This is a genomic window from Klebsiella sp. 7-CIP_Kleb., from assembly GCF_050378655.1.
GTDB classification, from domain to species: Bacteria; Pseudomonadota; Gammaproteobacteria; order Enterobacterales; family Enterobacteriaceae; genus Klebsiella; species Klebsiella quasipneumoniae.
Genome location: NZ_JBNRLJ010000001.1, coordinates 947,152 through 967,406, shown reverse-complemented (window position 1 = coordinate 967,406; position 20,255 = coordinate 947,152). Strand labels below are relative to the sequence as shown.

Sequence of the window (20,255 nt, the reverse complement as noted above, 5' to 3'; positions counted from 1 at the left end):
TACACTGCCTTCAGACATTTTGCCCCTGAGCGCTGGTGTTGGTGGCTTCGGACACCAAAACACGTCATCTCGCAGCGGCCGGACAGATAAAATTTTGAGGAGCCTTTATGAATTCGACAATGTTACGGGTAACAAATCGCATTATCGAACGGTCGCGTGATACCCGCGCGGCTTACCTCGCAAGGATTAACCAGGCCAAAACCGACACCGTGCATCGTGCGCAACTGGCCTGCGGCAATCTGGCTCACGGTTTCGCGGCCTGTCAGGCCGACGACAAAGCCTCTCTGAAAAGCATGTTGCGCAACAACATCGCCATCATCACCTCCTACAACGATATGTTGTCCGCGCACCAGCCCTATGAACACTACCCGGATATCATTCGCAAAGCGCTGCACAGCGCCAATGCGGTCGGTCAGGTGGCCGGCGGCGTGCCGGCGATGTGCGATGGCGTGACCCAGGGACAGGACGGCATGGAGCTCTCTCTCCTGAGTCGCGAAGTGATCGCCATGTCCGCGGCCATCGGCCTGTCGCATAACATGTTCGATGGCGCTCTGTACCTCGGCGTGTGTGATAAAATTGTGCCCGGACTGACCATGGCGGCGCTCTCATTCGGCCACCTGCCGTCGGTCTTTATTCCCTCCGGTCCGATGGCCAGCGGCCTGCCTAATAAAGAAAAGGTTCGCATTCGCCAGCTGTACGCGGAGGGCAAAGTTGACCGCATGGCGCTGCTGGAGTCCGAAGCCGCTTCTTACCACGCGCCGGGAACCTGTACGTTCTACGGTACGGCGAACACCAACCAGATGGTGGTGGAGTTTATGGGCATGCAGTTGCCGGGCTCGTCCTTTGTCCATCCGGATGCTCCGCTGCGGGAAGCGCTGACAGCCGCCGCCGCGCGCCAGGTCACCCGCATGACCGGCAATGGCAACGAGTGGATGCCGTTGGGCAAAATGTTTGACGAAAAAGTGGTGGTCAACGGCATTGTGGCGCTGCTGGCGACCGGCGGCTCCACCAACCACACTATGCACCTGGTGGCGATGGCCCGCGCGGCGGGCATTATTATTAACTGGGATGATTTCTCCGACCTGTCAGACGTGGTACCGCTGCTGGCGCGCCTCTACCCCAACGGTCCGGCGGATATCAACCATTTCCAGGCAGCGGGCGGCGTTCCGGTTCTGGTGCGCGAGCTGCTGAAAGGCGGCCTGCTGCATGAGGACGTTCACACCGTCGCTGGCTTCGGTCTGTCGCGCTACACCCTCGAGCCGTGGCTCAACAACGGCGAGCTGGACTGGCGGGAAGGAGCGACGGCACCGCTTGACGATCAGGTCATCGCGACATTCGAGAAACCGTTCTCCCGTCACGGCGGCACCAAGGTGCTGAGCGGTAACCTGGGACGCGCGGTCATGAAAACTTCGGCAGTCCCGGCTGAGAACCAGGTGATCGAAGCGCCGGCGGTGGTGTTCGAGAGCCAGCACGACGTGTTGCCAGCCTTCGAAGCGGGTCTGCTGGACAAAGACTGCGTGGTGGTGGTCCGTCATCAGGGGCCAAAAGCGAACGGGATGCCAGAATTACATAAACTTATGCCGCCACTTGGTGTATTATTGGACCGCCGTTTCAAAATAGCGCTGGTGACCGATGGCCGACTCTCTGGCGCCTCCGGTAAAGTCCCGTCAGCCATCCACGTCACGCCTGAAGCCTATGACGGCGGGTTGCTGGCGAAAGTGCGCGATGGCGACCTTATTCGCGTGAACGGGCAGACGGGGGAACTGACGCTGCTGGTGGACGATGCCGAACTGGCGGCGCGTCAGCCGCATATCCCTGACCTCAGCGCGTCGCGCGTAGGAACCGGTCGGGAGATGTTTGGGGCGCTGCGTGAGAAGCTCTCTGGCGCGGAGCAGGGCGCAACCTGCATCACTTTTTAAGACGATTTAATTTGTAGATCTGGCGAGAGAAAATCCTGATGAAAAACTGGAAAACAACAGCAGAAGCAATCCTCACCTCCGGTCCGGTTGTCCCGGTTATCGTAGTGAAAAAGCTGGAACACGCGGTACCGATGGCGAAAGCGCTGGTCGCGGGCGGCGTGCGCGTCCTGGAAGTGACTCTGCGCACCGAGTGCGCCCTGGAGGCGATCCGCGCAATTGCTAAAGAAGTGCCGGATGCGATTGTCGGCGCGGGCACGGTGACCAACGTCGAGCAGCTGAAAGCGGTAACGGAAGCCGGCGCGCAGTTCGCTATCAGCCCGGGGCTGACCGAATCTCTGCTGAAAGCGGCGACCGAAGACGGCACTATTCCGCTGATCCCAGGGATCAGCACCGTCTCCGAGCTGATGCTGGGCATGCAGTACGGTCTGAAAGAGTTTAAATTCTTCCCGGCAGAAGCCAACGGCGGCGTGAAAGCGCTGCAGGCGATTGCTGGTCCGTTCGGTCACATTCGTTTCTGCCCGACCGGCGGTATCTCCCCGGCTAACTACCGTGATTACCTGGCGCTGAACAGCGTGCTGTGCATCGGGGGCTCCTGGCTGGTGCCGGCCGACGCCCTGGAAGCTGGCGACTACGATCGCATCACCACCCTGGCGCGTGAAGCGGTGGAAGGCGCGAAGTAAACCGCGCCTCAAGGTCAACAACCCGGTCAGCGGCAACGCGACCGGGTTTTTTTGTCTTTACCCCTCGACGATAACCGCCGCGGCGGCGGTTTTAGCCCGCGTCACAGCCTCTTCCACCGAATCGGCGACGGCGAGGGTTACCCCCAGACGACGGGTGCCGTCAATCTCCGGCTTACCGAACAGACGCAGCTGCAGGCCAGCTCCGACGGCCGACTGCAGCTGGCCGAAGCTGACGTTCTGACTGGTCAGCTGCGGAAGGATCACCGCGGAAGCTGCTGGGCCATACTGGCGGATGGCGCCGATAGGCAGCCCAAGAAAGGCGCGAACGTGCAGGGCGAATTCCGAGAGATCCTGCGAGATAAGCGTTACCATTCCGGTGTCGTGCGGGCGCGGGGAGACTTCGCTGAAGATCACCTCATCGCCGCAAACGAACAGCTCCACGCCGAACAGGCCATGCCCTCCCAGCGCCAGCACCACCTTACGGGCGATATTCTGCGCGCGTTCAAGGGCCAGGTCACTCATCTGCTGCGGCTGCCAGGATTCACGATAATCGCCATCTTCCTGACGATGACCTACCGGGGCGCAGAAATGCACGCCATCGACGGCGCTGACGGTGAGCAGGGTGATTTCAAAGTCGAAATTCACCACCCCTTCGACGATCACCCGCCCGGCGCCGGCGCGGCCGCCCTGCTGGGCGTAGCGCCAGGCTTCGCTGAGCTGGTCAGCCGAGCGGATAAAGCTCTGGCCTTTACCGGAGGAGCTCATCACCGGCTTGACGATGCACGGCAAGCCGATCTCCGCTACCGCCGCGCGGAAGGCTTCTTCACTGTCGGCGAAACGGTAGCTGGAGGTGGGGAGCTGCAGCTCTTCGGCCGCCAGACGGCGAATGCCTTCGCGGTTCATGGTGAGCTTCGCTGCCCGCGCCGTGGGGACCACTTTCTGCCCGGCCTGCTCCAGTTCGACCAGGGTATCGGTGGCGATAGCTTCGATCTCCGGCACGATGTAATCGGGTTTTTCCTGTTCGATCAGCGCGCGCAGGCTCTCGCCGTGCAGCATATTGATGACGTGGGCGCGGTGGGCGACCTGCATCGCCGGGGCGTTGGGGTATCGGTCGACGGCGATAGTTTCAATGCCCAGACGCTGACATTCGATGGCGACTTCTTTACCCAGCTCGCCGGAGCCTAACAGCATAACTTTGGTGGCTGCCGGGCGCAGCGCGGTGCCTAATACAGTCATAACTCTCTTCCGCAGTAAAAAAAGATGCGGTCGATTATAAACGAAAACGTTTGCGTCTGTCTTTATGCGCGTGAGTTGAGTCCGGAAGGGAAATTTGCTATACTGTATAAAAATACAGTACTAAGAGGCTGCAGCATGGCGGTTGAAATTAAATATGTAGTGATCCGCGAAGGTGAGGAAAAAATGTCTTTTGCCAGCAAAAAAGAGGCCGACGCTTACGACAAAATGCTCGATCTGGCAGAGGTGCTGAATGACTGGCTGGTAGCATCGCCGCTGGAAATGGACGATGCCCAGCGCGATACCATGGCGATGTGGCTGGCGGAGCGTAAAGAGGCGCTGCAGCATATTCTGCGCGCCGGCAGACTGCCGGAGCAGGATGCGACTGTGCACGATGCGCCCGCGCCGTCAACGGACGCTGAGGCTTCCCCGGCGGAAGAGGCCGCCGCGCCGGCTGCCAAAACGCGGAAAGCCAAAGCGGCCTGATGGCTGGCGGTCAGCCGCTGATGGGCTGATGGGCTGATGGGCTGATGGGCTGATGGGTTGATGGGCTGGTCGGTCGGTCGGTCGGTCGGTCGGTCGGTCGGTCGGTCGGTCGGCTGGACCCGGTGCCGCCGCCGCGCGCACCTTTGCGCATCTTTAGCCATGTCTAACATTTCCTGACATCGCGTCGTTTAGGCTGATAACAGTGTTTGTCACCTGAGAGGAAAACCATGGCTAACTGGCTAAATCAACTGCAGTCGTTGCTCGGACAGCAGGGCGCGTCGCCGTCCGGCGAGTCGTCAAAAGGGAGCGCCCTGCTGCCCGGCGCCATCGGCGGGCTGGCGGGGCTGCTGGTGGCCAGCAAATCGTCACGCAAGCTGCTGGCGAAATATGGCACCAGCGCGCTGCTGGCTGGCGGTGGGGCGGTGGCGGGTACCGTATTGTGGAACAAGTATCAGCAGAAAATGCGTGCTCAGAACACGCCCGCTCCGACACCCGAGACGGCTGCGGCGCCGACGGAGGTCGATCCGCGCAGCGTGCGGTTGATCACCGCCCTGGTGTTTGCCGCCAAAAGCGATGGTCATATCGACGATCACGAGCGGGCGAGGATTGAAGCCCAGCTTCGGGAGGCCAATATTGACGTGCAGGCCCGGGTGCTGATTGACCAGGCGCTGGCTCAGCCGCTGGATCCGCAGCGTCTCGCCGAGGGCATCGTTGACCCGCAGGAGGCGCTGGAGATCTACTACGTCAGCTGCGCGGTGATTGATATCGACCACTTTATGGAGCGCAGCTATCTCAACGCCCTGGGTGAGGCTCTGGCGTTGCCAAAAGATGTCCGGGCCGACATCGAACAGGACATCCAGTCACAAAAACAGGCGCTAAGCGTTTAAATTATCACGTTTCGCTTGCATCGCCCGCGTCTTTTGCCACCCTTATAGACACGTCATCATTCAGGCGCCACCCTGCGGCCTGAATGCTCTTGTGTCACGAAAAAGCAGCAGAAGAATAACATGCCACCTAAAGCCAAACGGATCCCTCACGCCATGACCTTGCATGGCGATACACGCATCGATAACTATTACTGGCTGCGCGACGATGAACGCGCGCGGCCTGATGTGCTGGAATATCTGCACGCGGAAAACGCCTACGGCAAGCAAGTGATGGATTCGCAGCTCAGCCTGCAGGAGCGTCTGCTGAAAGAGATTATCGACCGCATTCCGCAGCGGGAAGTCTCTGCCCCCTATAGTAAAAACGGCTTTCGCTACCGGCAGGTGTATGAGCCGGGCTGCGAATACGCTATCTACCAGCGACAGTCGGTGCTGAAAGAAGAGTGGGACGAGTGGGAGATCCTGCTTGATGCCAACCAGCGGGCGGCAAAGAGCGAGTTTTACACCCTGGGCGGGCTGGGTATTGCGCCCAACAACCAGCTGATGGCGGTGGCGGAAGATTATCTCTCCCGTCGCCAGTACGGTCTGCGTTTTTGCGACCTCAGCAACGGCGAGTGGTATCCGGAGACCCTGGAAAATGTCACCTCCGGCTTTGCCTGGAGCAATGATTCACGCTTTGTGTGGTACGTGCGTAAACATCCCACCACGCTGCTTCCTTATCAGGTCTGGCGCCACACCGTCGGGACGCCGGCGCAGAGCGACGTGCTGGTCTACGAGGAAAAAGATGAGACCTTCTACGTCAGCGTGCATAAAACCACATCCCAGCAGTTCGTGGTGATTTATCTCTCCAGCGCCACCACCAGCGAAGTACTGCTGCTCAACGCCGAACTGCCAGACGCTGAGCCGGTCTGCTTCCTTCCGCGGCGTAAAGATCATGAATATAGCCTCGATCACTATCAGCACGCCTTCTATCTGCGATCCAACCGGGACGGGAAGAATTTTGGTCTCTATCGTACCGTGCTACGCGATGAAGATCAGTGGACCACGCTGATCCCGCCGCGTCACGACGTGATGCTTGAAGGATTTACCCTGTTTACCGACTGGCTGGTCGTCGAGGAGCGTCAGCGCGGCCTGACCAGTCTGCGGCAGATTAACCGCAAGACCCGGGAGGTGGTGGGGATCGCCTTTGACGATCCGGCCTATGTCACCTGGCTTGCCTATAATCCGGAGCCCGAAACGTCGCGCCTGCGCTACGGCTACTCCTCGATGACGACGCCCGACACCCTGTTTGAACTGGATATGGATACCGGCGAACGACGGGTGATCAAGCAGCAGGAGGTGAAGGGGCTGGACACCCGCTGCTATCAGAGCGAGCATCTGTGGGTCACCGCCCGCGATGGCGTCGAAGTCCCGGTCTCGCTGGTCTACCATCGCGACCATTTTCGTAAAGGGAGCAATCCGCTGCTGGTCTATGGCTATGGCTCGTATGGCGACAGTATCGATGCCGATTTCAGCGCCAGTCGGCTGAGCCTGCTCAACCGCGGCTTTGTCTACGCCATCGCCCACGTCCGCGGCGGCGGCGAGCTGGGTCAGCAGTGGTATGAGGACGGTAAATTCCTGTGTAAGAAAAATACCTTTAACGACTATCTCGACGTCTGCGACGCGCTGCTGGCTCAGGGGTACGGCGACCCGCGGCTCTGCTATGGCATGGGCGGCAGCGCCGGCGGGATGCTGATGGGGGTGGCCGTTAACGAGCGTCCAGAGCTGTTCCACGGCGTGATAGCCCAGGTGCCGTTCGTCGACGTGGTAACCACGATGCTGGATGAGACCATTCCGCTGACGACCGGCGAATTTGAAGAGTGGGGGAACCCGCAGGATGAAACCTATTACCACTACATGAAAAGCTACAGCCCCTACGACGGCGTGAAGGCGCAGGCGTATCCGCATATGCTGGTGACCACCGGGCTGCACGATTCCCAGGTGCAATACTGGGAGCCGGCGAAGTGGGTGGCAAAACTGCGTGAACTGAAAACCGACGATAACCTGCTGCTGCTTTGCACCGATATGGACTCCGGGCATGGCGGAAAATCCGGGCGCTTTAAAAGCTATGAGGGGGTGGCGCTGGAGTACGCCTTTTTCATCGCCCTGGCGCAGGGGACACTGCCGGGGAAAGCGGCAGTGTAGGGGCTATTCCCCGAGGTAATGCTTGAGCGTGAGGCGCAGTTCGGGGCTCATGCGGTCGAGATTGTTGAATAACCAGCGCAGATAGCCTGGATCGTTTTCAGCAATCTCGGCGACGGCTTTACCGCGATATTTGCCGAAGGTAAAGGTGGTGAGCAGCGCCGGCCGACCGGTGATATCGGCCATTTCGTCAGGCGTCCAGCCGGAAACGTTGATGATATCCAGCAGCAGCGCAGCGGTGATATAGCAGTCATACAGCGCCCGGTGGTGATGCAGCCCCGGCGGCGTGGCCACGTTCAGCTTACGTGATTTATAGAGCCCCATATTACTGTATTTGATCCCCGGCCACAGCCGGCGGGCCAGCTTCATCGTACAGATCCACTCGCCATGCATCTCCGGTAGCACCCGACGATCGAAGCTGGCGTTATGCGCGACGTACCACGGGCTGCCATGATAGTGCGGAATAATCTCCTCAATCCACGGCTTATCGGCGACCATCTCTTCGGTAATCCGGTGGATAGCCATCGCCTGCGGGCTGATGGGGCGGTCAGGACGCACCAGATGACTCATGGGATTGGTGATTTGCCCGTCGACAATGTCGACCGAGGCGATTTCAACGATGCCCCCCTGCAGTCCGCAGGTTTCGGTATCAATGACGCGCAGCATGGCTCGCTCCAGAGCAAAACAATAAGCGTAAAGTAATTGGTCGGGCTTGCCAACCGACGGCGAGGGGGCAAGTAGGCATTATTTCTGTTTCGGCTCCCAGGGCAGGCGGGACAGTGAAACGGAGGCCAGCCGATGGGCGATCAGCCGTTCGCGGAACCAGTCGCGCAGATGGGCGGGCTGTTCACGCTCGACCAAATCAGCGACCACCGGCATATTATACCGCTCTTTAAAGGCGACGCCGGCGGCGGCGAGATCGACGTTAACTTTATCCATCTCATCTTGCGAAATTTTGGCCAGATTTCTTTCCATCATACACTCCACTCTGCTTGTAAACCCGGTCAGGGCCTGACGCCCGGCTCGACTCTGCCATTATACAGGGTTATTCTCTGTGCTACAGACATAACAAAAGGGAATGACGAATATGCGACTTCTTGCTGGACGCGCATTGCGCCTCTCCGTTGCGTTTGCCGGGCTATTAACCGCGGCGGGCGCGCTCGCCCACGCTCACCTGCAGCAGCAGATCCCCGCCGCCGGAGCGCAGCTGGCGGCCTCCCCGCAGACGTTGACGCTCAGTTTCTCCGAAGGCATTGAACCCGCGTTCAGCGGCGTGACCGTCACCGGTCCACAGCAGCATGCGGTAGCCACCGGCAAACTGACCCGCAGCGCCGACAACCCCGCCCAGGTCACCGTGCCTGTAGCGGAAACCTTGCCGCCGGGAGAATACACTGTGGCTTGGCATGTGGTCTCAGTGGATGGCCATAAAACCAAAGGGCAATACACCTTTAGCGTGAAGTAAGCGATGCTGACCGGGCTCTACATTACTCTGCGCTTTGGGCACTTTATCACCCTGATGCTGGCTTTTGGCTGCGTGCTGTATGGCGCCTGGTGGGCGCCGGTGCCGCTGCGACGCGTACTGATGCTGCGCTTCTATCCGCTGCTGCGCCCGCTGCTGCTGATCGGCGCCCTCTCTACCCTGGCGCTGTATCTGCTGCAGGGGGGATTGATGGGCGACGGCTGGGCGGATGTCTGGCAACCCGCCGTCTGGCAGGCGGTGGCGGGCACCCGCTTCGGCGGGGTGTGGATCTGGCAGATCCTGCTGGCGTGGATCGCCCTCGCCGTAGTGTGGATCCGTCCCCGACATGGCGCTCGCCAGCTGGTGGCCCTGCTGGCGGCCCAGCTGCTGCTTTCCGCTGGGGTAGGGCATGCCGCCATGCATGATGGTTTACTCGGCGCCCTGCAGCGGACTAATCATGCTGTCCACCTCTTCTGCGTTGCCAGCTGGTTCGGCGGCCTGTTGCCCTTTATCTATTGCCTGCGCCTGGCGCAGGGGCGCTGGCGGCAGGCCGCGGTCTATACCATGGCGCGCTTTTCACGTTACGGGCATCTGGCCGTCGCCGGCACCCTTGCCAGCGGGGCGATCAATGCGCTGTTGATCCAGGGAGGGATGATTGGCGCATCGCCCTGGGGACGTCTGCTGTTGATCAAATGTGCGCTGGTGGCCGGGATGGTGGTAATTGCGTTAGTGAACAGGTATGTTCTGGTACCGCGCATGTCGGCAAGCGGTTCGCGGGCGGAAAGTCTGATCCTGCGAACCACGCAGGCTGAGATAGGGCTGGGCGCGCTGGCGCTGCTGACCGTCAGTCTGTTTGCCACCTGGGAACCTTATTGAATTAACTGGCAAAATCATGAAAAAAATTGTTCTGACCATGTTGTTACTGGCAAGCTCCGGCGCTGCACTGGCGGCGCCGCAAATTATCACCGTGAGCCGCTTTGAGGTAGGGAAGGAGAGCTGGGCGTTCAACCGTGAAGAGGTGATGTTGACCTGTCGTCCGGGCAATGCCCTTTACGCTATCAACCCGAGCACTCTGGTCCAGTATCCGCTCAATGAGGTGGCTGAGCAGCAGGTCAAAGCCGGCAAAACCACCGCCCAGCCGATCTCAGTGATCCAGATCGACGATCCGCAGCATCCTGGGCAAAAAATGAGCCTCGCGCCGTTTATCGAGCGCGCGCAGAAGCTCTGCTAGATTTTTGCGCTATCTCGCTGTAATAGCATAAAAAAAACCGCCCTTGCCGGACAACGGCAGTGGCGGTTTTTTGGCTGGCAGCGCCCACTTTTCCAGGAATTATTCGGCCACATTGGCCGCAGACTGGAAAAGCTGACGCGTTAAACTATTCTTATAGTGCAAGGCGACTTAGCCTGCATTAATGCCAACTTTTAGCGCACGGCTCTCTCCCAAGAGCCATTTCCCTGGACCGAATACAGGAATCGTATTCGGTCTCTTTTTATCTTAATCTGTCTGCTTTCGCGATCACCAGCGACATCCTGTCAGTCAATTCAGTCAATCACCAGGCTGGCCTCTGGATGTCCCGTTATAGCACACCGTTTTTAGCATACACAATTCATTTACACACAAATTGCATCCTGCGGAAGAACGTTATGGGGAAGGCGGAACCGTAAGCGAGGGGAGAGGAAAAGAAAAAACCTGCACCTAAACAGGCCCGGCGTGCAGGTTAACTGGCGGGCCAACATCGGAAGGCTGCTAGTATACATATTTGTATGATAAATAGAATAAACAAAACCTTATTGATTTGGCAATTCATGCGATTAGCCGTCCGCGCCCCACGAAAGGGCGGGAAATAATATTGAGGGGCGTAGTTCCGAGCGTCCGGTATTATTCCGGAACGCTGAAGGTGGGAAATATCTGACTTTCCAGATAGCAGAGTAGAAGCCAAATTTCATCGCTGAAAATAAACCATATGCTGCCCAGCAGCACGACCGCGAGAATAATCAGCAGGAAAATTTCGGTTTTACTCATCATGCTAACGACTATCCAGTGGTCTGCGGGGACCATGATAGTAGCGAAATAAGAACATAATAAGCAAACGCCGCGTGACGGGGCGAGTTCACTGGTCGTGAAATTACTCGCCCGGCAGCGGCTGCGTCAATATTGCCACCTGCTCCGCCAGCTGATCCAGCAGCTGGAATCGACGCCGGTATTCGGCCCGTTTTTTACTGGCGATGCTCTCCAGCGGTTTTCTTTCCAGACGCAGCGGTAGCTGCCAGCGCCAGGGGCTTTCCGGCTTGCCGTCGATGGATTGCCAGAATTCGTCGTAGCTGGCGTGGAAATGGCGCCCCTTGCTCAGGCGATAGCGCAGGGCGCGAAACACATGGCCATTATCGCTAACGCCGTAAATCGCTGCGATATGGCTGCGAGCGGCCAGCAGCCAGATAAACTCCAGCAGCAGGCGCTTCGGGAACAGACCGTAGCAGGCGCGGGTCGCCTGCTTGATCACCTCGTGAGAAACGTGGCGTCGCGGTCCCTGCAAGCCGCCGATGATCAGCTGCCAGGCTTCGCCATCCCAGGTCACGCTGAAGGTGGCGCTGGCCAGCAGGGTATGATCGCTGTCGCGCAGCCACAGGGTGGTTTCACCCTCACGCTCGGCCTTCCCGGCCGAAGAGGCCGAGAGGGAAAACTGGCGCTCATCCTTTCCATTGAGCGTCAGCAACGGGACCTCGCACACCGCGGTCATGGCATGCGCCAGCCGGGAACCGCGCAGGGTATCGACATAGCGATAATGGCTTATTACCGCCATCGCTCGCTGCCAGGCGTTGAGATCGCGCGTTAGATATTGACGGTGCACTTTCCCCGGCAGCGTCGCCTGCGCCGCCAGCAGCTGGTTAAAATCGTCACGAGCGCTCAGCGCCTCCAGCATCGCTTTGGTCGGGCTATAAAATAATGCCGTGCGCAGCAGAAATTTAAAGCGGTAATTTTTCTGCCGCCATATAGGTGCGGGTGTTAATCTACCCATCACCAGATCGGCAATGAGATGCGAGCGCGGCGTAAGCACGCTGGATGAATGCAGGCTATTGTCTGTCACGATAAACACCTCGTTGTTATTTCCTGCTATTTTAAAACGAGGCGCTGATAAGCTTAATCCTCTGGCCGACTATATTTGCCGTTTGTTTAAAATCGATTGAGGTGTAAATAAAAAACAGCGGCTATAAGCTGGAATTACCTATAATTACAGCAGAGAGGTAATTATATGTATCAGCGTATTAATGGCAGAGACTGGCGTAATATCTGGCTGATGGGCGATCTGCATGGCTGCTTTGCGCTGCTGATGGCTCGCCTGCGCCGACTGCGCTTTGATCCCTGGGCCGATCTGCTGATCTCGGTGGGCGATCTGATCGATCGCGGGCCGCAAAGCGCTGACTGTCTCGGCCTGTTGCGCAGCCGCTGGTTCCGGGCCGTGCGCGGGAATCATGAGCAGATGGCGCTCGAGGCGCTGGAGAGCGGAGATATGACGCTCTGGCAGATGAACGGCGGCGACTGGTACGCCCGGAGCAACGTGCGGCAGCGGGATGACGTCGATCGCCTGCTGGCGCGCTGTCAGCGGCTGCCGTTGATTATTGAAGTGGAGTGCGCAAAAGCGCGGCATGTGATCGCCCATGCCGATTATCCGGCGCCGGTCTATCGCTGGCAGCAGCCGGTGGATCCCCAGCGGGTCCTGTGGAGCCGCCATCGTCTGAGTGAACATCTGGCCGGGCGTCATGGCGCTATCGCCGGGGCTGACCATTTCTGGTTTGGCCATACGCCGCTTCGCGCGCGTTATGACTACGACAATCAACACTATATTGACACCGGCGCTGTGTTCGGCGGCACGCTGACGCTGGTGGCGCTGCAGTCGGCAGACTAAAAGTCACTGTATTCGCTGGCGGGTTGCCAGAAGCCGTCAATAAAATCTTCTATCGGGTAGCAGCCGCCGTGGCGGATCCGCTGATCTTCCATCGCCACCAGGCACTGCGTTTCCTCGCGGTAGACGTCAACCACAATGTCCTCGCAGCCGCCATCCAGATAGCAAATAAACAACACTAAGGCAAACATCCTGGCCTCATGTTCGGGGGGACATACTGTTTAGTGTAGGGGATGACGGCGGGACGGGGAAATAAATAACCCGTCTCAGGCGACGGGTTCATTGGCGTCAGGCAAGGCGCATGACCCAGGCATCGGACTGGCGGTCGTAATGTTTACGGTAGAGGACGGAATGCTCACCATTGAGAATCGCGGGAACGCTGGTGTCGGCATCCCAGGCGTCAAGCTGCATACATAAATCTGGATCGGATTTGCAGGGAATGCTTAACGTTCGCTCACCCTGATGTTCACCATGCAGTTCGGCATCGTCTATCTCAAACGCGCCGATGCGGACATTGGTTTTACTCATCGCTTCACCCCATTTTTTCAGCTGAGTTGTGGTACGACCAGTTGCGGCCGTCATTTTTCAGCGTAGTCAATGGGGGGAAAACCGCCAGTCAAAAAGTGCGTATTTTTTGCGCGGCGTCACACCTTGCCGGCAAAAAGTTTCCCATCGCGTACCAGCTCGCGCGGGTAACTGTTCTTCAGACGGGAGCCGACGCGCTTGGCCAGGCCCAGCGGCACGCCCTGGAAGGTGACAATGACTTCATCCTGCGCTGGCGGGGTTTGCGGATAGACGTCGCGTCCGCGATACCATTCCTCCGCTTCCTCCAGCGTCAGCTCGAAGGCGCGCTGCGGCGCGGCAAAGGCAATAACCGCCTCATGCTGCCAGCGGTAACCCTTATTGTGCAGTTCCGCCAGACGCACGCCAATGCGCGAAAACCGCACCTGACCAAACAGAGGCTCCATAGACTGCGGAAACAGCCACAGCTCTTTATCCCGTTGCCACAGCGTGTGGCTCGCGTCCCATTCCAGCCCGACAGCGCGGGCGGCGGCGGTCGCCGCGGCGGCCTCCCGGCCCTTCAGCGGCGCAAACGGGAACTTGCCGACCTTGTAGCCCGGCGCCGGGAGCGGATCGATCGACGCCGTCTTGCGCAAGCGGGCGACAAAGAAGCCTTCACAATCGAAGATCTGCGGGAAGACATGCAGAAATCCCTCGGCGGTTAAGGCATCGGCCGCGCCGGGAAACAGCTCTCCCAGCGGCTGGATCGCCACCGCCTGCGGGTAGCGGGACAGCAGCCAGTGAATGACGGACTGATTTTCTTCGCGGTTAAGGGTGCAGGTCGAATAGACCAGCGTCCCGCCGGGGCGCAGGGCATGGAAAGCGCTGTCGATAAGCTCGCGCTGGGTGGCGGCGATGTCGAGGTTGCTCTCCGGCGACCAGTTTTTCAGCGCGTCCGCATCTTTGCGTACCACCCCTTCGCCGGAGCAGGGGGCATCAAGCAGAACGGCGTCGAAGGCTTCGGGCAATGCCGCGCCGAACACCCGGCCGTCGAAATGGGTCAGGGCGACGTTGCTGATGCCGCAGCGGCTGATGTTGGCATGCAGCACTTTCACCCGGCTGGCGGAGAACTCATTCGCCAGGATGCCGCCCGCATTGCCCATCCGTGCGGCGATCTGGGTGGTTTTCGACCCCGGAGCGGCAGCAACGTCCATGACTCGTTCAGGCTGCGGGTTATTGGCGAACAGGGCGGCGACCGGCAGCATTGAGCTTGCTTCCTGTATATAGAACAGACCGCTGAGATGTTCGGCGGTGCTGCCCAGCGGCAGCGCGTCGTCGTCGTCCCGCTCGATCCAGAATCCCTCCTCGCACCAGGGGACCGGCGTCAGCTGCCAACCATAGGGGGCGACCAGAGAGAGAAAATCATCGACGCTGATTTTCAGCGTATTGACGCGAATACTTCGGCGTAGCGGGCGCTGACAGGCGGCGATAAATTCGTCGAAAGAGAGGTGCGCCGGCATCGCCGCGCGCATTTGAGCGAGAAACGCTTCAGGGAAATAGACAGTATTTTCGGCCACAGGCAGCGCACCACAGAAAAAAAGGGTGCGCAGTTTAGCACAAACGCCCCGGTGCAGGACACCGGGGCGTGAGGTTTGTGTCTGCCCGCGCCCGGCGTTTGCCGGGGCGGGAGAAGGGGAGGCGAGGATTACTGCGGCAGGGCGGTGCCCCACTCCCGCCACTCTTTCGGCTCGCTCTCCAGCAGCAGGAAGTGCTTGCCGTCCTGGGCCTTCGGCGCCAGCGGCGTACCCGGCGGCGTGGCAAAGGCGATCCCGCCGCGGATAAACTGATTGAAGGTCCCGGTTTTCACCACGCCGCCAACCAGGCCGAAGTCGAGGCTGTAACCCGAGGCCAGCCAGAACACCGAGTTATTGCGCACCAGGTACTGGTAGCGCTTGCTGATGCGCATCTTAACCATGACCCGGTCAGACATCGATCCCAGCGACAGACCGGTCACCGTCCCGACTTCCAGGCCGCGGAACAGCACCGGCGTGCCGATGCCGAGCGATCCGGCCTCCGGCGCTTCCACCACGATATTCAGGCCGTCGATATAGCGCGAGTCGCTGATCGTCGTATCCTGGATCTCAAAGTCGCGGCGCGCCGGGCCGCGTCCGGGCTCAACGTTAATATAGGACTGGAACAAGGTGTCGAGATGCTCCACGCCCGCGGCGGAGATCTGCGGGGTGATCACCGAGAAGCGGGTCCCGGCGCGGGCAAACGTGCCGACGTATTCCGGATAAAGCACGGCTTTCGCCTGCACCTCGTTTTTGGCGGTGATCAGCTCCAGCGACTGGATCTGACCGATATCGATGCCGAGATAGCGAATCGGCATCCCGGCCGCCATCTTCCCGGCGTCGAACGCATGCAGGGTGATCTGGCCGCCCACGGCGCGCGCCGCCGTTTCAGAAGCGTAAAGGATGCGTTTGTTATTCAGCCGCGCATTGGCGCTGCTGCCGTTGAGGTTGTCGAAACTGATCGCCCCTTTTATGGCGCGGGCCAGCGGCGAGGCCTGAACGGTGAGTCCGTTGCCGTCAAGTTTAACCTTCGCACCCCCTTCCGCCCAGAAGACGCTGTTGTTGGTCAGCAGGTAGCGGTACTCGGGCTTGATATGCAGATCGATATCGAAAGCGTCTTTGCGCGGTTTGACGGCGATGATCTCGCCGACGGCGAATTTACGATACAGCACCACCGAGCCAGCCTGAACGTCAGGTAGCGTCTCAGCGGAGAGGCTCAGGGTGGTGGTCGGCACTTCGCTCAGGCTGTTTTCCTGCGCCTTTTCGAGGTTGGCGTACAGCGGATAGCTGCTCTGCATTTCGCCTTTTTCACCCGGGATCACCCGGATCCCGCCGTTCACCCATTCGCTGGCGCTGGCGCCCAGCACCTGCACGCCATCAAGTCCCACTTTGACGTCCAGACGACTGTTCACCACAAACTTGCTGTCGCCGCGAATCAGATCGCGGTATTCCGGGGCAATCGCCACCTGGAAGGTTACCCCTTTGGCCGTCAGCTTGCGCTCCAGCACCTGGCCGACTTTCACTCCGTGAAGCACCAGCGGCTGGCCGCCGTCGATCCCGTAGCTCTCCGGCGCCGAAAGGGTGACGGTGGCGACATTGGGCTCCTCCAGCAGCGCTTTATCCGCTGGCATGACGGAGAAGTGATTACGCGGCTCGCCTTCGCCGGGCACCAGCTCAAAGGTATTGCCGGTGAGCAGGGCGCTGACGCTGGGGTTATCGAGGGAGATCTTCGGCTTCTTCATCTGAATCAACGTTTTCTCCCGCAGCAGGGTCACCACGCTTGGATCGACGGTCATCTCGCCAGTGACTTTGCCGCCGGGGTTAAGATTCAGTTTGCTTAACTGGCCCACTTCCAGCCCCTGATACATCAGCGGCGTCGAGCCCGCTTTCAGGCCGTCGCCGTCAGGCAGGTCAAGGGTCACCACCACCCCGCGCTGGCTGTGCGCCAGGTCTTCATACAGATGATAGTCATCGTTTTGCGACGCGACCTGCGAATCGGCAGGGGAGTCAAAGGCGATGGCACCGTTCACCAGCGCGGAAAGGTTCTCCAGCTGCACTTTGGCCCCGCTCAGGCCGACATCGGCTTTGATCCCCGAGACGTTCCAGAAACGGCTGCCTTTTTTCACCAGGTTGGTGAACCGGCGCTCGATCAGCACATCAATGGTGACCCCCTGATTATTATCATTCAGCGTGAAGTCATACACCCGCCCGACCGGGATCTTACGGAAGTAGACCAGCGAGCCGCTGCTCAGAGAGCCAAGGTCGGGCGCCTGCAGGTGGATCATCAGCTCGCCGTTGTTGATACGGTATTTTGGCTGAGTGTCGAGGGCGACGAAGTGATCTTCGGGTTCGCCCTTGCCCGGCATCATGCCGATATAGTTCCCGCCCACCAGCGCATCAAGGCCCGACACGCCGGCCAGAGAGGCTTTCGGCGTGACCAGCCAGAACTGCGTATCTTTGCGCAGCGCCTCTTTCATATCGCGCTTGATGCTGGCGGAAACTTCAATCTTGCTCAGGTCTTTACTGAGACTAATATCCTGGACGGTACCGACTTCCACCCCCTGATAGCGGATAGGCGTCCGCCCCGGCACGATGCCGTTAGCAGACTGGAAATCGATAGTAATCGTCGATCCGCGGTCGTCAAAGCTGGTCCAGATGAGCCAGGCGGCAATCAGCAGCGCGATGACCGGCAACAGCCAGAATGGCGAGATACGACGTTTGGTTTTTATTCTGGCTTCAGTCTGCGAAGCGGGCGTTTCCTGACTCATGTGCGTCCCAAAGTAAGCGGCTGTCCAGCCATTCAACTGCAAGAATAGTTAAAATTACCGCGCCGCCAAAGTAAACCGCGGCCGGCCCCATCGTAAAGGCGAGGAGCTGATCGCGATTAATGAGCGACATGGTGAGTGAGATAACAAACAGATCCAGCATCGACCAGCGGCCAATCCAGGTTATCAGCCGCAGCAGCAGGATGCGGGTGCGCAGCCCCTGCTCGCACTTGAATTGTATGCTGAGCAGCAGGGTAAATAACACTATAACTTTGGTGAATGGCACCAAAATACTGGCGATAAACACCACGCCGGCGATGGCGATATTGCTGCTGGCGAGGGAGATGATCCCGGAGAGGATGGTGTCTTCCTGGCGCGCGCCGTTGACGTAGATGATAGAGATCGGCAGCAGGTTGGCCGGTAGGAGGAAAATCAGCGAGGCAATCAGCGCCGCCCAGCTGCGCTGCAGGCTCTGCGGCCGGCGATGGTGCAGCGGCGTGTGGCAGCGTCGGCAACGGCCGCGGGCGTCGCGGTAGCCGGTGTAGTGGCAGCCGGTGCACACCTGCAGATTGTTATCGGCGCGGGTCGCCGGCCGTTCGGGATAGAAGCGCTCCCATAGCTCTTCGACGTTCATATGGATAAGCGTCAGGATGCTCAGCAGCGTCAGGGAGATAAACGCCACCAGGCCGATGCCGGGCTGCAGAAAGGCGTAATCCTGCACCTTGATGGAGGCGACGCCGATGCCCACCAGATAGATATCCAGCATCACCCACTCCTTGAGCTTATCGAGCATCAGCAGCACCGGGCGCAGGTTCATCCCCAGCACGTTGCCCAGCCACAGATAGCTAATCGAGACCACCAGCAGTACCGGGGCGACCACCGCGCAAAACAGCACCATCGCGGCGGTAAGCGGGTCGCCCTGCGCGGTCATCTGCCAAATCCCCTGCAGGACGTTGGCGTCAATGCGAACCCCCAGCAGGTGAAGGCGCAGTAGGGGTTCGGACCAGGCAAAGGGCATTAACAGCAGCATGGCCAGGGCCATGCTGCCCAGACGGGTCAGCGACCAGTCGCGGCCATCGCGCACCTTCGCGTTACAGCGTGGACACCAGGCGCTTTGGTTGCGTTTGAGCACCGGTAAGCGGAACAGCATGTCACACTGCGTACAGCGCTGATAATGCGCATAGGGAAGCGGCGTGCTGACGGCATGCACGACCATCTTATTCGCAGGCTTAAGGGTGGGTGTTTTTATCGGCATTTATTACGTACAGGAATGAATGTATCTCACTATCTTAACCTATGAATGAATTCATCTTGAGCCCAAGCGCATTTAATGCTTATTTTAGTAGGCTGTACGTATCAGGCAGTAAGACAACCAAGTGAAGATATAATGAGCAAAACAGAATTTTACGCGGATTTGAACCGCGATTTCCAGGCATTAATGGCAGGTGAAACCAGTTTTCTGGCGATGATCGCTAATACCAGCGCGCTGCTGTTTGAACGACTGGGCGAGGTCAACTGGGCCGGTTTCTATCTTCTGGAAGGCGATACCCTGGTGCTGGGGCCGTTCCAGGGCAAACTGGCCTGCGTACGGATCCCGGTTGGGCGCGGCGTATGCGGCGCGGCGGTGGCGCAAGCCCAGGTGCAGCGCGTCGAGGACGTCCACGCCTTTGACGGCCACATTGCCTGCGATGCCGCCAGTAATTCGGAAATTGTCTTCCCCCTGCGCGTGAACGACCAGATTATCGGCGTGCTGGATATCGACAGTCCGGCTTACGGCCGCTTCACTGCTGAAGATGAGCAGGGGTTGCGCACACTGGTCGAGCATCTGGAAAAACTTATCGCGGCCACTGATTATCAAAAAATCTTTACCCGTGTCGTGGGATAATCAACGGATAACGTAGCATTTAGCGAGGACGTCATTATAATGTCGCCTGTTCATGCCTGCGGCTTGTTGGCTACGTCCGTTGTAATCAGGAAATTTCATGGAAAATCAACCTAAGTTGAATAGCAGTAAAGAAGTTATCGCCTTTCTGGCCGAACGTTTCCCTCAGTGCTTCAGCGCTGAAGGCGAAGCGCGCCCCCTGAAAATCGGAATTTTTCAGGATCTCGTTGAGCGAGTGGGTGGTGAGATGAATCTCAGCAAAACCCAGCTTCGCGCTGCATTACGTCTCTATACCTCGAGCTGGCGCTATCTCTACGGCGTAAAAGCCGGCGCTATCCGCGTTGACCTGGACGGCAACCCGTGCGGCGAACTGGAAGAGCAGCACATTGCCCATGCGCGTCAGCAGCTGGAAGAAGCGAAAGCTCGCGTTCAGGCGCAGCGCGCTGCCCAGCAGGCGAAAAAACGCGAGGCCGCTGCCGCTGCAGGCCAGCCGGATGAAGGCGTTCGCCGCGAGCGTAAACCGCGTCCTCAGCAGCCGCGTCGTAAAGAGGGCGCTGAACAGCGTAAACCGCGTCCTGTTGCGGCCAAAGCTCCGCGTGAAGAGCGTCTTACTCCGGTATCGGATGTTTCCGTTCTGACCGTCGGCCAGGCGCTGAAGGTAAAAGCAGGCAATAACGCAATGGACGCCACCGTTCTGGAAATCACCAAAGATGGCGTTCGTGTACAGCTGACTTCTGGTATGTCAATGATTGTACGCGCAGAACACCTGGTGTTCTGAAACGGAGGCCGGGC

Annotated in this window: 20 protein-coding genes and 1 pseudogene; 11 read left to right on the top strand and 10 right to left on the bottom strand. The window is 59.1% G+C overall.

From position 1 onward, the window contains the following. Positions 1-107 precede the first annotated feature (107 nt). Together edd and ACQUTI_RS04775 are read left to right on the top strand one after the other, a co-directional pair. The gene (gene edd / locus ACQUTI_RS04780) at positions 108-1,919 is read left to right on the top strand and encodes a phosphogluconate dehydratase (protein ID WP_004203393.1); all 1,812 of its coding nucleotides are present in this window, start codon (positions 108-110) and stop codon (positions 1,917-1,919) included. A gap of 38 nt (positions 1,920-1,957) precedes the next feature. Next, the gene (locus ACQUTI_RS04775) at positions 1,958-2,599 is read left to right on the top strand and encodes a bifunctional 4-hydroxy-2-oxoglutarate aldolase/2-dehydro-3-deoxy-phosphogluconate aldolase (protein WP_002911423.1); all 642 of its coding nucleotides are present in this window, start codon (positions 1,958-1,960) and stop codon (positions 2,597-2,599) included. Positions 2,600-2,656: 57 nt separating this feature from the next. Here ACQUTI_RS04775 and purT read toward each other — a convergent pair whose 3' ends face one another. Further along, on the bottom strand, positions 2,657-3,835 hold the full coding sequence (purT, locus tag ACQUTI_RS04770; RefSeq protein WP_122543192.1) for a formate-dependent phosphoribosylglycinamide formyltransferase: 1,179 nt from the start codon (positions 3,833-3,835) through the stop codon (positions 2,657-2,659). A gap of 135 nt (positions 3,836-3,970) precedes the next feature. Between purT and ACQUTI_RS04765 the strand changes: the two genes are divergently transcribed. From ACQUTI_RS04765 to ptrB, 3 genes are all read left to right on the top strand, one after another. Then, positions 3,971-4,318, top strand: a complete 348-nt coding sequence (locus tag ACQUTI_RS04765; protein ID WP_017900213.1) for a YebG family protein — start codon at positions 3,971-3,973, stop codon at positions 4,316-4,318. A 227-nt stretch (positions 4,319-4,545) separates the two neighbouring features. Beyond that, positions 4,546-5,205 (top strand): tellurite resistance TerB family protein, encoded by a 660-nt coding sequence (locus ACQUTI_RS04760; protein WP_004203389.1) that lies wholly within the window; start codon positions 4,546-4,548, stop codon positions 5,203-5,205. Between the two features lie 120 nt (positions 5,206-5,325). Further along, positions 5,326-7,386 carry an oligopeptidase B gene (gene ptrB, locus ACQUTI_RS04755; RefSeq protein ID WP_004203388.1) on the top strand — a complete coding sequence of 687 codons (2,061 nt, stop codon included), beginning with the start codon at positions 5,326-5,328 and terminating at the stop codon, positions 7,384-7,386. Positions 7,387-7,389: 3 nt separating this feature from the next. Here ptrB and exoX read toward each other — a convergent pair whose 3' ends face one another. Both exoX and ACQUTI_RS04745 read right to left on the bottom strand, forming a co-directional pair. After that, positions 7,390-8,049 (bottom strand): exodeoxyribonuclease X, encoded by a 660-nt coding sequence (gene exoX / locus ACQUTI_RS04750; protein ID WP_004203387.1) that lies wholly within the window; start codon positions 8,047-8,049, stop codon positions 7,390-7,392. 78 nt (positions 8,050-8,127) lie between these two features. Next, positions 8,128-8,358 (bottom strand): DNA polymerase III subunit theta, encoded by a 231-nt coding sequence (locus ACQUTI_RS04745; protein WP_002911406.1) that lies wholly within the window; start codon positions 8,356-8,358, stop codon positions 8,128-8,130. A gap of 112 nt (positions 8,359-8,470) precedes the next feature. On the opposite strand from ACQUTI_RS04745, the gene yobA reads away from it, so the two are divergent. Genes yobA through ACQUTI_RS04730 form a run of 3 tightly spaced genes read left to right on the top strand, consistent with a single transcriptional unit; the run spans position 8,471 to position 10,073 of the window. Continuing rightward, on the top strand, positions 8,471-8,845 hold the full coding sequence (yobA, locus tag ACQUTI_RS04740; RefSeq protein ID WP_004203386.1) for a CopC domain-containing protein YobA: 375 nt from the start codon (positions 8,471-8,473) through the stop codon (positions 8,843-8,845). Positions 8,846-8,848: 3 nt separating this feature from the next. Further along, positions 8,849-9,718 carry a copper homeostasis membrane protein CopD gene (gene copD, locus ACQUTI_RS04735; protein WP_064183814.1) on the top strand — a complete coding sequence of 290 codons (870 nt, stop codon included), beginning with the start codon at positions 8,849-8,851 and terminating at the stop codon, positions 9,716-9,718. Between the two features lie 16 nt (positions 9,719-9,734). Beyond that, positions 9,735-10,073 (top strand): YebY family protein, encoded by a 339-nt coding sequence (locus tag ACQUTI_RS04730; RefSeq protein WP_002911404.1) that lies wholly within the window; start codon positions 9,735-9,737, stop codon positions 10,071-10,073. Between the two features lie 648 nt (positions 10,074-10,721). Here ACQUTI_RS04730 and ACQUTI_RS04725 read toward each other — a convergent pair. Both ACQUTI_RS04725 and ACQUTI_RS04720 read right to left on the bottom strand, forming a co-directional pair. Then, complete coding sequence (locus tag ACQUTI_RS04725) at positions 10,722-10,865, bottom strand: Ecr family regulatory small membrane protein (RefSeq protein ID WP_032425946.1); 144 nt, start codon at positions 10,863-10,865, stop codon at positions 10,722-10,724. A 103-nt stretch (positions 10,866-10,968) separates the two neighbouring features. Further along, positions 10,969-11,937: a VirK/YbjX family protein gene (locus ACQUTI_RS04720; protein WP_004203383.1), complete on the bottom strand. Its 969-nt coding sequence runs from the start codon at positions 11,935-11,937 to the stop codon at positions 10,969-10,971. A 156-nt stretch (positions 11,938-12,093) separates the two neighbouring features. On the opposite strand from ACQUTI_RS04720, the gene pphA reads away from it, so the two are divergent. Further along, positions 12,094-12,747 (top strand): protein-serine/threonine phosphatase, encoded by a 654-nt coding sequence (gene pphA / locus ACQUTI_RS04715; protein ID WP_023318613.1) that lies wholly within the window; start codon positions 12,094-12,096, stop codon positions 12,745-12,747. Here the strand turns inward: pphA and ACQUTI_RS04710 are convergent. The 5 genes from ACQUTI_RS04710 to yebS form a co-directional block, all read right to left on the bottom strand. After that, complete coding sequence (locus ACQUTI_RS04710; protein ID WP_002911395.1) at positions 12,744-12,935, bottom strand: YebW family protein; 192 nt, start codon at positions 12,933-12,935, stop codon at positions 12,744-12,746. The two genes, pphA and ACQUTI_RS04710, sit on opposite strands and share 4 nt — an antisense overlap. A gap of 97 nt (positions 12,936-13,032) precedes the next feature. Further along, a complete protein-coding gene (locus tag ACQUTI_RS04705; RefSeq protein WP_002911393.1) occupies positions 13,033-13,272 on the bottom strand; it encodes a YebV family protein in 240 nt (79 codons plus the stop codon). A gap of 116 nt (positions 13,273-13,388) precedes the next feature. Next, positions 13,389-14,822 carry a 16S rRNA (cytosine(1407)-C(5))-methyltransferase RsmF gene (gene rsmF, locus ACQUTI_RS04700; RefSeq protein ID WP_053810194.1) on the bottom strand — a complete coding sequence of 478 codons (1,434 nt, stop codon included), beginning with the start codon at positions 14,820-14,822 and terminating at the stop codon, positions 13,389-13,391. Between the two features lie 128 nt (positions 14,823-14,950). Beyond that, positions 14,951-17,584: a PqiB family protein gene (locus ACQUTI_RS04695; RefSeq protein WP_017900210.1), complete on the bottom strand. Its 2,634-nt coding sequence runs from the start codon at positions 17,582-17,584 to the stop codon at positions 14,951-14,953. Beyond that, on the bottom strand, positions 17,553-18,836 hold the full coding sequence (gene yebS / locus ACQUTI_RS04690; RefSeq protein WP_065877429.1) for a membrane integrity lipid transport subunit YebS: 1,284 nt from the start codon (positions 18,834-18,836) through the stop codon (positions 17,553-17,555). Before yebS ends, ACQUTI_RS04695 begins: the two co-directional genes overlap by 32 nt. 132 nt (positions 18,837-18,968) lie before the next feature. Between yebS and ACQUTI_RS04685 the strand changes: the two are divergent. Then, positions 18,969-19,482: pseudogene (locus ACQUTI_RS04685) on the top strand (GAF domain-containing protein). A gap of 81 nt (positions 19,483-19,563) precedes the next feature. Then, positions 19,564-20,241 carry an RNA chaperone ProQ gene (gene proQ / locus ACQUTI_RS04680; protein ID WP_004203375.1) on the top strand — a complete coding sequence of 226 codons (678 nt, stop codon included), beginning with the start codon at positions 19,564-19,566 and terminating at the stop codon, positions 20,239-20,241. Positions 20,242-20,255: the final 14 nt, after the last annotated feature.

What these genes read in the sequence shown, in the direction of transcription:
- edd (WP_004203393.1), top strand. Translation starts at nt 108, where the DNA reads ATGAATTCGACAATGTTACGGGTAACAAATCGCATTATCGAACGGTCG.
- ACQUTI_RS04775 (WP_002911423.1), top strand. Translation starts at nt 1,958, where the DNA reads ATGAAAAACTGGAAAACAACAGCAGAAGCAATCCTCACCTCCGGTCCG.
- purT (WP_122543192.1), bottom strand. Translation starts at nt 3,835, where the DNA reads ATGACTGTATTAGGCACCGCGCTGCGCCCGGCAGCCACCAAAGTTATG.
- ACQUTI_RS04765 (WP_017900213.1), top strand. Translation starts at nt 3,971, where the DNA reads ATGGCGGTTGAAATTAAATATGTAGTGATCCGCGAAGGTGAGGAAAAA.
- ACQUTI_RS04760 (WP_004203389.1), top strand. Translation starts at nt 4,546, where the DNA reads ATGGCTAACTGGCTAAATCAACTGCAGTCGTTGCTCGGACAGCAGGGC.
- ptrB (WP_004203388.1), top strand. Translation starts at nt 5,326, where the DNA reads ATGCCACCTAAAGCCAAACGGATCCCTCACGCCATGACCTTGCATGGC.
- exoX (WP_004203387.1), bottom strand. Translation starts at nt 8,049, where the DNA reads ATGCTGCGCGTCATTGATACCGAAACCTGCGGACTGCAGGGGGGCATC.
- ACQUTI_RS04745 (WP_002911406.1), bottom strand. Translation starts at nt 8,358, where the DNA reads ATGGAAAGAAATCTGGCCAAAATTTCGCAAGATGAGATGGATAAAGTT.
- yobA (WP_004203386.1), top strand. Translation starts at nt 8,471, where the DNA reads ATGCGACTTCTTGCTGGACGCGCATTGCGCCTCTCCGTTGCGTTTGCC.
- copD (WP_064183814.1), top strand. Translation starts at nt 8,849, where the DNA reads ATGCTGACCGGGCTCTACATTACTCTGCGCTTTGGGCACTTTATCACC.
- ACQUTI_RS04730 (WP_002911404.1), top strand. Translation starts at nt 9,735, where the DNA reads ATGAAAAAAATTGTTCTGACCATGTTGTTACTGGCAAGCTCCGGCGCT.
- ACQUTI_RS04725 (WP_032425946.1), bottom strand. Translation starts at nt 10,865, where the DNA reads ATGAGTAAAACCGAAATTTTCCTGCTGATTATTCTCGCGGTCGTGCTG.
- pphA (WP_023318613.1), top strand. Translation starts at nt 12,094, where the DNA reads ATGTATCAGCGTATTAATGGCAGAGACTGGCGTAATATCTGGCTGATG.
- ACQUTI_RS04710 (WP_002911395.1), bottom strand. Translation starts at nt 12,935, where the DNA reads ATGTTTGCCTTAGTGTTGTTTATTTGCTATCTGGATGGCGGCTGCGAG.
- ACQUTI_RS04705 (WP_002911393.1), bottom strand. Translation starts at nt 13,272, where the DNA reads ATGAGTAAAACCAATGTCCGCATCGGCGCGTTTGAGATAGACGATGCC.
- ACQUTI_RS04695 (WP_017900210.1), bottom strand. Translation starts at nt 17,584, where the DNA reads ATGAGTCAGGAAACGCCCGCTTCGCAGACTGAAGCCAGAATAAAAACC.
- yebS (WP_065877429.1), bottom strand. Translation starts at nt 18,836, where the DNA reads ATGCCGATAAAAACACCCACCCTTAAGCCTGCGAATAAGATGGTCGTG.
- proQ (WP_004203375.1), top strand. Translation starts at nt 19,564, where the DNA reads ATGGAAAATCAACCTAAGTTGAATAGCAGTAAAGAAGTTATCGCCTTT.